Source organism: Rubrivirga sp., from assembly GCF_965213695.1.
Lineage (GTDB): Bacteria > Bacteroidota > Rhodothermia > Rhodothermales > Rubricoccaceae > Rubrivirga.
On sequence record NZ_OZ243912.1, the window covers coordinates 3,329,780 to 3,343,568 of the forward strand.

Below are 13,789 nucleotides of genomic sequence, written 5' to 3' on the forward strand. Positions count from 1 at the left end.
CGTGTTGTTGCGCGCGCAGCGACTCGATGGCCGCCGACCGCTCGCCTGGCGGCCGGCTCAGCCAGTACTCCCAGTCCGGCGGCTCCTCGCCCATCTTGTAGACGCGGACGGGCCAGTCGGAGCGGTCGGGGCGGGGCGGCTCAGACATCGAGGTCGTCGACCTCGGCGGCGTGGGCCATGATGAAGTCGAACCGTGGCGCGGCGTCCTTGCCCATGAGGTCCGTGATGGCCCGCTCGGTCTCCAAGAGCGTGCCCTCCGGGATCGAGACCTGGAGCAGCCGGCGCTTGGCCGGGTCGAGCGTCGTCTCGTGGAGCGTGGCCGGCATCATCTCGCCGAGCCCCTTGAACCGCTGGACCTCGATGGTGGCTCTCGGCGACTTTTTCTGGATGCGGCGGACGATCTTGTCGCGGTCGGCCTCGTCGAGCGCCCACCACGTCTCCTTGAGCGCGTCGACGCGGAAGAGCGGCGGCTGGGCGATGTAGACGTAGCCGCCGTCGATGAGCGGGCGCATGTACCGGTAGAGGAACGTGAGCAGGAGCGTCGCGATGTGGAGCCCGTCGGCGTCGGCGTCCATCAGCAAGACCACCTTGTGGTAGCGGAGCTTCGAGACGTCGAGGTCCTCGCCGATCCCGCAGCCGAGCGCGTCGACGATGTTCGAGAGCTCCTTGTTGGCGAGCACCTTCGAGCGCGTCGCCTGCTCGGCGTTGAGCACCTTGCCCCGGAGCGGCAAGATGGCCTGGGTCTTCCGGTCGCGCCCTTGCTTCGCGCTGCCGCCGGCCGAGTCGCCCTCGACCACGAACAGCTCGGACTCGGCCGGGTCCGTCGACGCGCAGTCGCTGAGCTTGCCCGGCAGGTTGAGCCGGTGGCTCACCGCGCTCTTGCGGCGGACCGTGTTGGCCGCCGCCCGGCTCGCCTGCCGGGCCTTGGCCGACTGGATCACGCGCGCGACGATGGCCTCGGCCGTCGACGGGTGCGCGTTGAGGTACTGCTCGAACTCGGTCCGAAACGCGCCCGAGACGGCCGAGCGGACCTCGGGGTTGTTCAGCTTCTCTTTCGTCTGGCCCTGGAACTGCGGGTCGACGTGGTACAGGTTGACGACGGCCACCAGCCCCTCGCGGATGTCGTCGGCCGTGATGTCGAGCTTGCGCGGGCCCAGGTCGTGCGTCTCGATGTAGTTCCGGATCGCCTTCGTGACGCCGTCCTTGAGCCCCTGCTCGTGCGTCCCGCCGTCGCGCGTCGGGATCCCGTTGACGAAGCTCGTGACCGACTCGCGCGGGGCCTCGGTCCAGACCATGCACAGCTCGGTCCGCATCCCGTCCTCCAGCTCGGGCTGGCGGACGACGAACGGGTCCGGGTGGACGCGCCGGGTCTCGGCCTGGGCCACCAACGTGTCGAGGTACTCGACGATGCCGCCCTCGTGGTGGAACTCGACGCGCTCGCCGGTCGCCTCGTCCTTGAACACGATCCGCAGGGCCCCGTTGAGGTACGTCTTGACCTCCAGGTTCTCCTTGATCGTGGCCGCGTCGAGGTCCGTCGTGGAGAAGATCTCGGGGTCCGGTGTGAACGTGATCGTCGTGCCGGTCCCCCGCACGTTCGAGCGGAGCTTCTTGAGCTTGGTCACCGGGACGCCCCGGGCGTAGCGCTGCTCGTAGAGCGCCCCGTCGCGCTTGACCTGGGCGATGAGCTCCGACGACAGCGCGTTCACCACGCTCGACCCGACGCCGTGGAGCCCGCCCGACGTCACGTAGCTCGACCCGTCGAACTTGCCGCCGGCGTGCAGCGTGGTCAGGATCACCTGCAACGCCGGCACCTTCTTCGTCGGGTGCTTGTCGACGGGGATGCCGCGGCCGTTGTCGCTGACCGTCACCGTCGAGCCGTCGCGGTGGAGGACGACCTCGATCTGGCTCGCGTAGCCGTTGGTGGCCTCGTCAACCGCGTTGTCGACGATCTCCCACACCAGGTGGTGGAGGCCGGACTTGCCGGTGCCGCCGATGTACATGCCGGGCCGCTTGCGGACGGGCTCCAGGCCCTCCAGCACCTGGATGTCGGCGCCGGTGTACGTCTGAACTTCTGCCATGTTGAACGTTGGGGGGACGTCGGTCTCGAATGGTACGGACGCTCGGTGACAGCCGCGCGGCACGGGCAGAACGGTCGACTCGTGAGCCAGTGGACTCGTGGACAAATGGGAAACGGTTCGGACGCTGGGCCGTCCTTGCGACGCCCTCCCGCCTTTCCCGTGACGACCGACCCGCGCCTCTCCCCCACGGCCACCGACGGCCCCGACGCCGACCTCGCCGACCGGCGGACGGCCCTCGTCACCGGCTCGAACGGCGGCCTCGGGCTGGCGCTGGCGAAAAAGCTGGCGGCCGACGGCTGGCGCGTGCTTTTGCACGGCCGGAACGCGGAGAAGCTGGCGAGCGCCCGGGCGGCCCTGGGCGTCGGCGGGCCGCACGACGCGCTCCGCGCCGACCTCGCCGATCTGGGCGCGGTCCGCGAGTTGGCAGAGAGCGTCCGCGAGCGGGCCGGGCGGCTCGACGTGCTCGTCCACAACGCCGGCCTGCTCGTGCCCGAGCTCCGGACGACCGACGCCGGGGTCGAGACCACGATGGCCGTCAACGCCCTCGCCCCGTTCGTCCTGACCGAGGCGCTCCGGCCGCTCCTCGACGCGACGGCGCGCGAGCACGGCGGCGCCCGCGTGGTGACCGTGTCGAGCGAGGCTCAGCGCGGCGGCCACCTCGCCACATCCGACCCGGCCGCGCTCGCGGACGTGCTGCGCGGGCCGAGCGGCGGCTACTCGTCGCTCAAGGCCTACTGCCAGTCCAAGCTCGTCGCGACCGTGTGGACGCTGGAGCTGGCGCGGCGCCTCCCCACCGGCGTGACGGCCCACGCCTGCCACCCGGGCGTCGTCAACACGGGCGTGTTCGGGGGGCTCGGCGGCGTGCTCGGGGCCGTCGCCGGCCTGGCCTCGTTCCTCTACCTGCCGCCCTCGGCCGGCGCCCGCAGCCCGTACGTCCTGGCGACCGCGCCCGAGTACGGACGACGGACGGGGTGCTGGGTGACGCGCGGAACCCTCCGCGGCCCGCACGAGGAAGACCCGCCCGCGCAAGCCCGAGACCCCAAGATGGGCCGGGCCGTGTGGGACGCGCTCGCCCTCCTGGCCGATGCCTAGCCTCCACAGACCGTCCGCGATGCCCACGGCCTTCGCCGCCGCGTGGCAGGCTCGTGACCCCGACGCGCTCGCCGACCTGTTCGAGCCCGACGCCGAGTTCGTCAACGTCGTCGGGCTGTGGTGGCACGGTCGGGCCGCGATCCGGAAGGCGCACGCCTACGGGCTGGCCGTCCTCTTCCGCGACTCGGCGCTGACCGTCGTTCGGACGCGGGAGAGGGCGTTGAGCGAGACGGTGACGGTCGTCCACGCGCTGTTCCGGCTGACGGGCCAGAGCCCGGTCGGCGGCGTCGACCGGCCCGGCGACCGGCGGACCGTGTTCTCGTTCGTCATGCGCCGCGGCGCCGACGGCTGGCGGTGCGCCTCGGCCCACAACACCGACGTGGTGGCCGGCGCCGAGACCCACGTCCGCGCCACCGACGGGACGCTCCGCGCCGCCGACGGCCGCTCGCGCTAGGCCGCCTCCTCGGGCGAGGTCGTCATCCCGACCGACTCCTTGATCCGCCTGAACCGCTCGGCCGCCCGCGTCGTCCAGCGCTCCGGGCGGAACCGGCGGACCATCAGGACCGAGCAGTACGCCTGGTCGGCGACGACGTCGGGGATGGTCCCGAACACGGCCGTGCGGATCGACCACTCGTGGGAGGCCCCGATGATGACGAGGTCGTAGGTCTCGGCCGCGAGCCGGCCCTCGATCCCCTCCACGACGCCGTCGGCCCGGTCGACGTGGTAGAGCACCGGGTTGTAGTCGCCGACGATCTCGGCCACGTCCTTGACGAGGGCCAGCCGCGCCTGGGCCGTGTCCACGTCCGTCCGGACGATCCGCTGGAGGTGGACCGCGGCGCCGGTCGCGCGCGCGATCCGGACGGCCAGCTCCAAGCCGAGGTGGGCGTGGGCGCCCCCGCCCCACGGGACCAGGATCGTCGTGATCTGGCCGACGCCGCGGTCCCGGAGCACGGCGAGGTCGGCCGGGGTGTCCATGATCACGCGCTTGACCGGCGTGTCGCTCCGGCGCCCGGTGAACCCGCCGCGCCAGCCCATCAGCAGCAGGTCCGCGTCATGGGCGGTCGTCTCGGCGACGAGCCCCTCGAACACGTCGTGGGCCACGTCGGTGACGGCGCGGACCTCGGTGTCGCCGAGCGGCAGCGGCGCCGTGCCGGCACGGGGGTCGCGCCGGGCCTTCCCGACGAGGTGCCCCAGCGTCTCCTCGATGGCCGGGCGCTCCCGGGCGAACCGGTCCCTCGCCACCGACAGCGGCGTCTGGAACGGGACCTGGACGAGGTGGAGCCCGAGCACGTCGCCGCCCGCGTCCGCGCCCGTCGCCACGTAGCGCCCGACGCGCAGGAGGTCCGCGCCGTGGGCCGGGTTGGCGAGCGCCACCAGCACGCGACGGGGGTCGGACGTGTCGACCTCCTCGCGCACCCGGACCTCCTCCTCGGCCTCGGCGGCGTACCGGACGGCCGGGGCTGTGAACACGCGCCACCCGGCCTCGGCGAACCGCGCGCGGAACGTCGCCACGGCGTCCTCGATCACCACGCGCTTCCGGCCCCACACGGCGTACCACCCCAGGCTGAACAGGATGAGCCCGACGAGCGCGGCCTGGGCGAACGCCCCCGAGTAGCCGATGATGCCGAGGCACGCGAGCGCCGCGAACACCTGGAGCCAGGGCGCGCCGGGGACCCGGTACGACGGCCGGTACCACTCGGGCCGGGCCGCGCGCAGGAACGCGCACCCGACGTTGAGCGCGGCGTAGCTGTAGAGCTGGAGCACGCTCGCCGTCTTCGCCAGCGTCTCCAGGCTCTCGATCATCAACAGGCCCAGCGTGAGCACGCCCGTGACCAGGATGGCCCGGTAGGGCGTCAGCCGCCGGGGGTGGATCGCGGCGAGCCAGTTCGGGACCATCCGGTCCCGCGCCATCGCCAGGTTGATGCGGGAGGCCGCGAAGATGCTCGCGTTCGCCGACGACAGCGTCGCCAGGAGCCCCGCGAAGATGATGACCCCGGCTCCGAACGGGCCCATCAGCGACCGGGCCGCCGCCGTCAGGGGGTCTCGGACCTCGCCGATCGTCGACTGCGGGAAGAGCCCCGCGATCACGAGCACGATCAGGATGTAGAGCGCCGTCACGACGACGACCGACCCGATCAGCGTCCGCGGCAGGTTCCGGGCGGGGTCCTTGATCTCCTCGGCCACGGCCGCGATCTTGACGAACCCCAGGAACGACACGAACACCAGGGCCGTGGTCGAGGCGATCGGCGCCGTCCCGAAGGGGAAGAACGGGGTGAAGTTCTCGGCCTCGATGTCGAACGCGGCCAGCCCACTGAACCCGCCCAGGATCACGAACAGGACCAGCACGATGACCACCTGGAGCCGGCCGGACTCCTTCGCCCCGACGATGTTGAGCGCGATCAGCAGGACGCCGCCGCCGAACGCGCCCCAGAACGGCGTGACGGGGCTCACCATCGCGAGGTACTCGCCGAGCCCGAACAGGTAGAACGCGATGGCGAACGTCAGGCTCAGCCAGATCCCGATCCCCGAGATGGCCCCGAACGCGGGACCGAGCGCGCGCGACACGAAGTAGTAGTCGCCCCCGGACGTGGGCATCCCGGTCGCCAGCTCGGCCGTGCTGGCGGCCGTGATCACGCAGACCAGCCCGGCCGCGAGGTACGCGAAGATGGCGGCCGGCCCGGTCGCCGCCAGCGCCACGCCCGACAGCAGGAAGATGCCGGCCCCGATCATGGTCCCGACGCCGATCGTCAGCGCGTCCCAGAACCCGAGCTGACGCAAGAGGCCGCCCTGCTCGCTCATGGCGCTCCCCCGACCGGGCCGCGGGGTGGATCGTAGGCCATCGGTGACATCGGGTGGGGAGCGTCGGAGGCGGGACAAGATCACACCCGACGCCGCGGCGTCTCCCGTGACCCGTCCGTGAGCCAACGAGGATACGAGCCGAGGCCGCCGTTTCACCACCACCAGAGCCCGCCAACCGGACCGTCCCCCCGCGCGGCGTCGGGCTGGCGCTCGCCCGGAAGCTCGCGGCCGAGGCCCTGGGCGCCGTGGCCGCCCAGCACGGGCTCTCGGTGTCGGGCGAGGCCTGGGCCGTCGTGGACCGCTCGGCCCTCCACCGGGTCCTGACCAACCTGGTCGGGAACGCGGTCAAGTTCACCGACCGCGGCGGCGTCTCGGTCCGGACCGAGAGCGGGGCTGGCCGCGTCCGGCTCGTCGTCGCGGACACCGGCCGGGGGATCGCGCCGGCCTCCGTCCCCCACCTGTTCGACGAGTTCCGCCAGGCCTCCGAAGGGCTCGACCGCGAGCACGAGGGGAACGGGCTCGGCCTGACGATCTCCAAGCGGCTCGTCGACCTCATGGGCGGGACGATCACCGTCGAGAGCGAGCCCGGCGTCGGGACCGCGTTCACGGTCTCGCTCCCGATTACGCCGGCCGCGTCCGACGAGGCGGTATCGGGGGACGGGGGATTCCCGAGTCGCGAGCCGGCCGGACCGATGCCCGGCGTCGCGGGGTAGACCGGGCTCCCCCTCACGCCCGCCCATGCCCGCCGACTTTCTCCAGAAGCACGTCGCGGCCGTCGCCTCGTCCGACCTCGACGCCGTCGCCGCTCTCTACGCCGACGACGCCACGCTCCTCTCGTTCGAGTGGACCGCCGACGGGCGCGACGCCGTCCGCCAGCGGTTCTCGGACTTTTTCGCCTTCCACGGCGAGATCTCCGAGGTCGAGGTCGTCTACGACCGGGCGACCGACGATGCCGTGTTCGCGATGTACGCCGTGACCGGCGAGCGCGGGACGTTCCGGATCGTCAACGCCTTCGTGCTCGACGGCGACGTCTGCACGCGCCACTTCTCGAACGAGGTCGGCGCCGACCTGGACCGCGACGAGGTCGAGGCGGACGGGTAGCCGGCCTCGCCTCGGTGGTGAGGCGGCCCGGGGCGTTCGCGGACGCCTGGAACGCGCGCCCCCCGACGCGCTGGTGGCGCTCCTTCGCGAGCCACGACTGAGTTCGGAACCGTCTCCCCACCTGCGCCCGGTTGCACCTTCTCCCCACAATCCCTATGATCACAACACCCTGCTGCCAAACAACTGGCTGACACCATGAGATCCCTGGCCTTGCTTTCGGTGTTCTGCCTCACGCTGAGCGCCTGCACCACCCACCCGCTGCTCGACGCCGACTTCGAGGCCGACCGAATCGGTGACCGCCCCAACACGTCCCCCCCGGGACCTCCCCCGGGCGACAGGATCGTTACGTCGGACCGGAGTCGGCCCATCGCTGGCCTCTTCGAGGTCGTGGAGTACAGAGACCGCCAGGCCCTGCGCCACAGGGAGACGGACAACTTAATCGGCAACTTCGTCTACTTCACGGCCGACCGGACTCACTCGCGTGACCAGCCGCTTTACGCCTTCTGGAGCGGGGAGCCCCACCTCGACGCAGACGGCTCCGGCTACAGCGTCTACCTCGGAGACACCCATTTTTCCCCCTTCGCATCCGTCCGCCTGAGAGCCGGGCGAGTGCTCCTCAGCCTCCTGGACGCGGGCGCGCCCGGCGGATACCGTTACGAGGACGTCGGCGCCTACGTTGAGGGCCGATCACACTCCATGATCCTTACGGTCGACCGGGGGATGCGGGCGTTTCGGCTTGACTACCTCGGCCCTCCCCGTTCCTTCTCCGTGACCGGGCGGGCCGTCCTCAACCAGAGCCGTCTCGAAAACACGTACACGCCGATCCTGTACGGAACGTTCTTCGAGGACACCAACGGGGGTGACGGCTACTACCTGTACGATCTCGTCCAGATCAACGAGCGCGAACCGGAGGTGCCTGACGAGTAGAAGACGCTCCGGTTACTCCCGCCCGGGCAGGTGGAGCTCGACCGGGTCCGGCGTCGCCGCCGACAGCGTGCCCCGGCTGATGATCGTCGAGCCCTTGTTGCCCCGGTTCGAGACCTCGAACTTGGTCGTGCGGACGATCTCAGTCCGCCCCCGGCTCGTCTCGACCTCGAGCCCGCGGCGGGCGGCGTCGGAGACGGCCATCCCCAACACGCGGTCGTCGGCGCCCGAGAGCCGCATCGCGATGACGCCCTTGGCGGCGCTCTTGAAGACGGGGACCTGGGGGACCGGGAAGATCAGCGCGCGGCCCTGGCGAGAGGCCAGGCACACGTTCTCGGCGCCCGACGTGACCTCGGCGTTGACGACGCGCTGGCCCTTCGCCAGCCGCATCATCACGCGCCCGTTCTTGTTCGACGGGTCCAAGAACGCCTCGGTCTCGAGCCGGACCGCGAGACCGTCGCTCGACACGGCCACCACGTAGGGCCCGACCGTCACGTCGTCGGCCGGTGGGGCCCCGTCGCCCTGGAACAGCTCGGGCTGCGGGACGCCGCCGACCTCGGGCACGCCGACCGGCATCACGCGCGCGTCGAAGGTGGCCACGCCGACGACCGTCTCCTTGTCGGCGAAGTCGAAGTACTTCTGGACCGGGTCGCCGTAGCCCGTCGTCTGGGGCAGGTCGTCGACGCGGATCGTGTAGGCCCGCCCGGCCGACGAGAAGAACCCGACCGTCGCGCGCGTCGAGGCCGCGAGGGCGTAGAGCACGCGGTCGCCCTCGCGCACGCGGATCGCGCCGAGGTCGGTGTACGAGCGCTGGCGCTTGACCCAGCCGTCCTTCGTCACGATGACGTAGACGTCCTCCTTGATGATGTAGTCCTCGGCCGCGTACTCGACCACGGCGTCGGGCCCGGCGATCTGGGTGCGGCGCTCGTCGGCGAACCGCTTCTTCATGTCGCGGAGTTCCCTCCGCACGATCCCCCACCGCCCGGCCTCGTCTTCGAGGAGCGCGCGGATCTCGGCGGCCCGAGCCTCCTTCTCGGCCAGCTCCTTGAGGATGGCGTCGATCTCCATCCGCGCCAGCCGGTACAGCTTGATCTCCAAGACCGCGTCGGCCTGGTCCTCGTCGAGCCGGAAGCGGTGGCGCAGGCGGCCGTTCGCGTCGGCCTTGTTCTTCGACGACCGGATGAGCTTGATGGCCTCGTCGAGCGCGTCGAACACAATCGCGAACCCCTTGAGGATGTGGATCCGCTTTTCGAGCGCGCGCAGCTCGTTCTCCAGCCGCCGCGTGACCACGTCGAGCCGGAAGTCGAGGAAGTGGCGGAGCGCCGTCCGCAGGTCGACCTTCTCGGGCGCGGCCACCTCCGGGTTGGCCGTCGGCACGAGCGCCGTCATGTTGACGTGGAACCGCGTCTGGAGCGGCGTGTGCTTGAAGAGGTAGGCCATCGCCGCCTCGGCGCTCGACCCCCGCTTGAGCTCGAGCACGATCCGGACGTCCTCCGTCGACTCGTCACGGATGTCGACGATCTGGGGCACCTTCCCACCCCGGATGTGATCGGCAATCTTCTCGATGAGGTCGGCTTTCTGGACCGCGTACGGGATCGACGTGACGATGACGGTCCCCTTCCCCTCCGTCTCGTACTCGCCGCGGAGGTCGACGGCGCCCTCGCCGGTCTCGTAGATCTTGGCGATCTCCTCGGCCGTGTTCAAGATCCGCCCGCCCGTCGGGAAGTCGGGCCCCTGGACCGACGCCAGCAGCGTCTCCAGCCGCGCGTTCGGGCTCTTGATGAGCGCGAGGCAGGCGTCGACGACCTCGCCGAGGTTGTGCGGCGGCACGTTCGTCGCCATCCCGACGGCGATCCCGGTCGCCCCGTTGATGAGGAAGTTGGGGACCGGCGCCGGCAGCACGACGGGCTCGAAGAGTTGGCCGTCGTAGGTCGGCCGGAAGGCGACCGTGTCCTGCTTGATCTCGGTGAGGAGCGCGGCGCCGAGCGGCTGGAGCCGGGCCTCGGTGTAGCGCATCGCCGCCGGGCTGTCGCCGTCGAGCGAGCCGAAGTTGCCCTGGCCGTCGACGAGCGGCGCCCTCAGCGACCACCGCTGGGCCATCCGCACCATCGCGTCGTAAATAGCAGTATCACCGTGCGGATGATATTTGCCCATCACTTCCCCCACGATTGTCGCGCTCTTTCTGAACCTCGCATCTGGCGTCAGACGCAGGTTCGTTGCCATCGCGTACAGGATCCGCCGCTGGACCGGCTTCAGTCCGTCGCGGACGTCGGGGAGCGCGCGGCTCGTGATGACGGAGAGCGCGTAGGTGAGGTACCGCTCCTTGGCCGTCTCGTGGAGCGGGATCGTGTCGACAATGGGCATTCGTTCAATCGCTGGGGGGACGTCCGCAAGGTACCGTTCGGCGCTGACACGGTGCGTCACACCCCCATCCCCAACGACCAGCGGCGAGTCCCACAACTGGCCGTGCCGACGGAGGCTGGCACCGACGTATACTCCCGGCGGACCCTCCGTGCCGTGCCATGCGTGTTGCCCTCGTCGCGGCCGTCGTCGCCCTCGCGCCCGCCGTCCTCGCCCAGTCGTCCATCGAGGGCGTGCTCGTCGACCCCGACGGGGAGCCCCACTCGGGCGCGCTCGTCCAGTACGAGTCGGGACAGGTCGGGCCAGGGGTGGTGGCGCAAGCGATGACCGATGCCGAGGGCCGTTTCCGCATTCCGATTGGGGGCCCGGGGGCGCTCGGCGTCCACCCGGACCAGGTGTCGCTCTGGCTCCCGTTGCCCGTCGGCGCGACCGACGGCGTGGTCGAGCTCCGTCTGAGCGTGAGCGCCGGCGCGGAGCCGCTCGGGGTCCTGGAAGGGTTCGCGGCTTCGGCGTCCGACCCGGCGGTGGCGGCCGTGCTGGAGCGCTACGTCGCGGCCGAGCGCTGGCGCCGGACGCCGGTCTCGTCGCCGGAGCTGGACGCGGCCGTCGCCGCCATCGACTCGGCGGTCACAGCGGCGCCGCTCGACCGGAAGAACGCGGTCCGAGACTCGTTGAGGGCCCTGGCCCGTCCCCTGTATGACGCCGTCATCGATCCGAGGGCCGCGTCGTTCGACGCGCTGAGCGCGGCCGACGACGACCCGCTCGTCCGCGCGGCGCACGCGCTCTGGCGCCTCGACAAGGTCCGGCCCGACTCGGCCGCCGCGCTGGCGGTGCTCCGCGACGTGCCGCCCGACTCACGGCTGTGGGCCTTCGGGGGCGCGTCGCTGTCGGGCGTCAACAACGTCTTGGTGAACGTGACCCGGTGGCTGGCGCCGGTTGGCTCGTCGGTGCCCGACTCGCTGGCCGGGTACCTCCGCGCGCTCGCGTACGAGCACCCCGACCCCAGCGTCCGAGTGCAAGCCTCCGGCGTGCTCGCCGGCGTCCTCGACTGGACCGGGGACGCCGCGGGGGCGCAGGCCGCGCGCGACCGGCTCCTGCGCGAGTTCCCCGACTCCCGACAGGCCGACGGGATCCGCCGAGACGTCGCCGACGACCGCCACGTCCGCCCCGGGCAGTCGCTCCCCGACTTCGCCGTCCCCTCCCTCGCCGATCCCGCCGTGGACGTCACCGCCGCCGACCTCCGCGGCTCGACGGTGCTGATCGACGTGTGGGGGACGTGGTGCGCCCCGTGCGTCGAGGAGCTCCCCCGCCTCCACCAGCTCCACGAGCAGTACCGGGACCGGGGCTTCGACATTTTGAGCATCGCCACGAGCGACACGGCCGACGCCGTCGCGGCCTTCCGCGTGAAGGGGTTCCCGATGCCGTGGCGCCACGCGCTGTTGCCCGACGACGAGATGGAGGCCCTGCGCGAGCGGTTCGAGTTCACTGGCATCCCCGCCTACCTCCTGGTCGGCCCGGACGGCGTCGTGATCGCCGAAGGGGACGGGGCCCGGGGCGACGACCTGACCGCCGCCCTGGCGGCCCACTTTGACGGCTGAGCGGACGTGCTGTCTCAGGGGCCGGGCTCCCGAGTCCGGTGTCGCTACGAGCCGTTGAGCCCGGCCGTGAAGTAGTCGTCGCCGCCCTCGCGGGGGTGGAGGGCCACGATGCCCGCCCGCGCCAGCATCACGAGCGCCTTCGACGCCTTCCACGGCGGCATCTTGGTCATCCGGGCGTAGTCGCGGACGGTGATCCGCTCGTGGCGGTCGAGGTACTCCAAGAGCCGGCGCTCGGCGTCGCCGAACGTGAAGGTCACGGCGTCGCCGCGGCCCTCGGCTCGCATGAGCGCCACGGCCTCGCGGCTCGCCTCGACCGACTGGTCGGCCACCCTGACGAACGCGCGCTGCTTGGGCCGCGTCCCGTCCGGCCGGCGGTCGGGCTTGAGCACGTGGGGCCGCTCGGCCGACGCGGGCACGTGGACGACCAAGACCTCGCGCGTCCGGCTGATCCGGACCGGCTCGAAGCCGAGGTCGACCGGGGGCGAGATCCGGTCGTCGAGGGCCGTCTGGAGCGCGTAAAACTCCTCGCCGGCGTCTTTGACGCCGAGCACCGTCCCGTCGTCGTCGACGCCGACGAGCACCTTGCCGCCGTCGGTGTTGGCGAGCGCGATGACCTCACGCGCGATCCGGTCGGGCCGGGGCACGCGGTTCTTGAACTCGAGGTGCCGGCCCTCCCCCATCGCGGCCAACCGCTTGACGTCGTCGGAGGTCATGGGTGGCGCGGGGGGCGTGGGACGTGGGGACGGCTGAGGAGCGGAGAGGATTCCCTCCCACGACCTACGCCTCGGTCCCGTCGAAGGCGGGCGGGTCGAGGGGGGCCGCCTCCAACGTCGGGTCCCGTTCCATCAGTGCCGTCACGGCGGCGGCCGGGTCGAGCCCGTCGAACAGGATGGCCCAGACGGCCTCGGTGATCGGCATCTCGACGCCGTGCCGGTGCGCGAGCTGGCGGACCGACTCGGTCGTGCGGACGCCCTCGACCACCATCGTCGAGTGGCCCAGCGCCTCCGCCCGGCTCTCGCCGCGCCCGACGCGCTCGCCGAAGGCCCGGTTACGGCTGTGCGGGCTGAAGCACGTCACGACCAGGTCGCCCAGGCCCGCCAGCCCGGCGAACGTGTGGGCATCGGCGCCGAGCGCCAGGCCGAGCCGGGTGATCTCGGCCAGCCCCCGCGTGACGAGCGCCGCCTTGGCGTTGTCGCCCAGGCCGAGCCCGTCGGCCATGCCGGCGGCGACGGCCATCACGTTCTTGACCGACCCGGCCACCTCGACGCCGACCAGGTCCGTGTTGGCGTAGACGCGGAGCGCCGGGCGCATAAAGAGGGCCTGGACCTCGGCGGCCACGGCCGCGTCCGGGAACGCCGCAACGACGCTCGTCGGCCGGCCGAGCGCGACCTCCTCGGCGTGGCTCGGCCCGTACAGCACGCCGACGCGGCCGGGCTCGGCGCCGGACAGCGCCTCGCGCAGGACGCCGCTCGTGGTGAGCAGCGTGTCGTTCTCGATCCCCTTGGCGACGGACACGACGGTCAGCCCGGGGCCGACGCGGTCCGCCAGCGGCGCCATCACGTCGCGGACCGACTGGCTGGGCACAGCGACGAGCCACACGTCGGCCGCGTCGACGGCGGCGCCGAGGTCGGAGGTCACGGCGACGGAGGCGGGGATCTCGGCGCCGGGCAGGTACGGCGCGTTCTGGCGCGTCCGGGTGATCTCGGCGGCAGCCTCGGGGCGGCGGGCCCAGAGCGTGACCGCGTGGCGGCCGTGGGCGAGGCTGACGGCGAGCGCCGTGCCCCAGCTCCCGGCGCCCAGGACGGCGATGCGGGTCGGTGTCATGGCCGGAGGATA

General features: G+C 71.9%; 11 protein-coding genes. 6 read left to right on the forward strand and 5 right to left on the reverse strand.

Annotated features, from left to right (window positions below):
* Nucleotides 1-140: 140 nt before the first annotated feature.
* The gene (locus ACOOHE_RS14800; protein WP_420454855.1) at nucleotides 141-2,078 is read right to left on the reverse strand and encodes a DNA gyrase/topoisomerase IV subunit B; all 1,938 of its coding nucleotides are present in this window, start codon (nucleotides 2,076-2,078) and stop codon (nucleotides 141-143) included.
* A gap of 159 nt (nucleotides 2,079-2,237) precedes the next feature.
* Between ACOOHE_RS14800 and ACOOHE_RS14805 the strand changes: the two genes are divergently transcribed.
* Nucleotides 2,238-3,170: an SDR family NAD(P)-dependent oxidoreductase gene (locus ACOOHE_RS14805; RefSeq protein ID WP_420454856.1), complete on the forward strand. Its 933-nt coding sequence runs from the start codon at nucleotides 2,238-2,240 to the stop codon at nucleotides 3,168-3,170.
* Nucleotides 3,171-3,189: 19 nt separating this feature from the next.
* Nucleotides 3,190-3,624 carry a YybH family protein gene (locus tag ACOOHE_RS14810; protein ID WP_420454857.1) on the forward strand — a complete coding sequence of 145 codons (435 nt, stop codon included), beginning with the start codon at nucleotides 3,190-3,192 and terminating at the stop codon, nucleotides 3,622-3,624.
* On the opposite strand, the gene ACOOHE_RS14815 is transcribed toward ACOOHE_RS14810, so the two are convergent.
* Nucleotides 3,621-5,969, reverse strand: a complete 2,349-nt coding sequence (locus ACOOHE_RS14815) for an amino acid permease (protein ID WP_420454858.1) — start codon at nucleotides 5,967-5,969, stop codon at nucleotides 3,621-3,623. The two genes, ACOOHE_RS14810 and ACOOHE_RS14815, sit on opposite strands and share 4 nt — an antisense overlap.
* Nucleotides 5,970-6,214: 245 nt before the next feature.
* Here ACOOHE_RS14815 and ACOOHE_RS14820 point away from each other — a divergent pair, with 245 nt between their 5' ends.
* The 3 genes from ACOOHE_RS14820 to ACOOHE_RS14830 all read left to right on the forward strand — a co-directional run bounded on the left by ACOOHE_RS14820 (nucleotide 6,215) and on the right by ACOOHE_RS14830 (nucleotide 7,997).
* On the forward strand, nucleotides 6,215-6,682 hold the full coding sequence (locus ACOOHE_RS14820; protein WP_420454859.1) for a sensor histidine kinase: 468 nt from the start codon (nucleotides 6,215-6,217) through the stop codon (nucleotides 6,680-6,682).
* A 25-nt stretch (nucleotides 6,683-6,707) separates the two neighbouring features.
* Nucleotides 6,708-7,070 carry a nuclear transport factor 2 family protein gene (locus ACOOHE_RS14825; RefSeq protein WP_420454860.1) on the forward strand — a complete coding sequence of 121 codons (363 nt, stop codon included), beginning with the start codon at nucleotides 6,708-6,710 and terminating at the stop codon, nucleotides 7,068-7,070.
* 195 nt (nucleotides 7,071-7,265) lie between these two features.
* Nucleotides 7,266-7,997, forward strand: coding sequence for a hypothetical protein (locus ACOOHE_RS14830; RefSeq protein ID WP_420454861.1), 732 nt, complete (start codon nucleotides 7,266-7,268; stop codon nucleotides 7,995-7,997).
* Between the two features lie 12 nt (nucleotides 7,998-8,009).
* On the opposite strand, the gene ACOOHE_RS14835 is transcribed toward ACOOHE_RS14830, so the two are convergent.
* Nucleotides 8,010-10,358 (reverse strand): DNA gyrase/topoisomerase IV subunit A, encoded by a 2,349-nt coding sequence (locus tag ACOOHE_RS14835; RefSeq protein WP_420454862.1) that lies wholly within the window; start codon nucleotides 10,356-10,358, stop codon nucleotides 8,010-8,012.
* 158 nt (nucleotides 10,359-10,516) lie between these two features.
* Here ACOOHE_RS14835 and ACOOHE_RS14840 point away from each other — a divergent pair, with 158 nt between their 5' ends.
* On the forward strand, nucleotides 10,517-11,953 hold the full coding sequence (locus tag ACOOHE_RS14840; RefSeq protein WP_420454863.1) for a redoxin family protein: 1,437 nt from the start codon (nucleotides 10,517-10,519) through the stop codon (nucleotides 11,951-11,953).
* A gap of 44 nt (nucleotides 11,954-11,997) precedes the next feature.
* Here ACOOHE_RS14840 and ACOOHE_RS14845 read toward each other — a convergent pair whose 3' ends face one another.
* Nucleotides 11,998-12,666, reverse strand: coding sequence for a helix-turn-helix domain-containing protein (locus ACOOHE_RS14845; protein WP_420454864.1), 669 nt, complete (start codon nucleotides 12,664-12,666; stop codon nucleotides 11,998-12,000).
* Nucleotides 12,667-12,730: 64 nt separating this feature from the next.
* Nucleotides 12,731-13,777, reverse strand: coding sequence for an NAD(P)H-dependent glycerol-3-phosphate dehydrogenase (locus tag ACOOHE_RS14850; RefSeq protein WP_420454865.1), 1,047 nt, complete (start codon nucleotides 13,775-13,777; stop codon nucleotides 12,731-12,733).
* Between the last annotated feature and the right edge of the window lie 12 nt (nucleotides 13,778-13,789).

Bases quoted from the DNA above. Each gene is read 5' to 3' on its own strand.
- ACOOHE_RS14800 (WP_420454855.1), bottom strand. From the start codon at position 2,078: ATGGCAGAAGTTCAGACGTACACCGGCGCCGACATCCAGGTGCTGGAG.
- ACOOHE_RS14810 (WP_420454857.1), top strand. From the start codon at position 3,190: ATGCCCACGGCCTTCGCCGCCGCGTGGCAGGCTCGTGACCCCGACGCG.
- ACOOHE_RS14815 (WP_420454858.1), bottom strand. From the start codon at position 5,969: ATGAGCGAGCAGGGCGGCCTCTTGCGTCAGCTCGGGTTCTGGGACGCG.
- ACOOHE_RS14825 (WP_420454860.1), top strand. From the start codon at position 6,708: ATGCCCGCCGACTTTCTCCAGAAGCACGTCGCGGCCGTCGCCTCGTCC.
- ACOOHE_RS14830 (WP_420454861.1), top strand. From the start codon at position 7,266: ATGAGATCCCTGGCCTTGCTTTCGGTGTTCTGCCTCACGCTGAGCGCC.
- ACOOHE_RS14835 (WP_420454862.1), bottom strand. From the start codon at position 10,358: ATGCCCATTGTCGACACGATCCCGCTCCACGAGACGGCCAAGGAGCGG.
- ACOOHE_RS14840 (WP_420454863.1), top strand. From the start codon at position 10,517: ATGCGTGTTGCCCTCGTCGCGGCCGTCGTCGCCCTCGCGCCCGCCGTC.
- ACOOHE_RS14845 (WP_420454864.1), bottom strand. From the start codon at position 12,666: ATGACCTCCGACGACGTCAAGCGGTTGGCCGCGATGGGGGAGGGCCGG.
- ACOOHE_RS14850 (WP_420454865.1), bottom strand. From the start codon at position 13,777: ATGACACCGACCCGCATCGCCGTCCTGGGCGCCGGGAGCTGGGGCACG.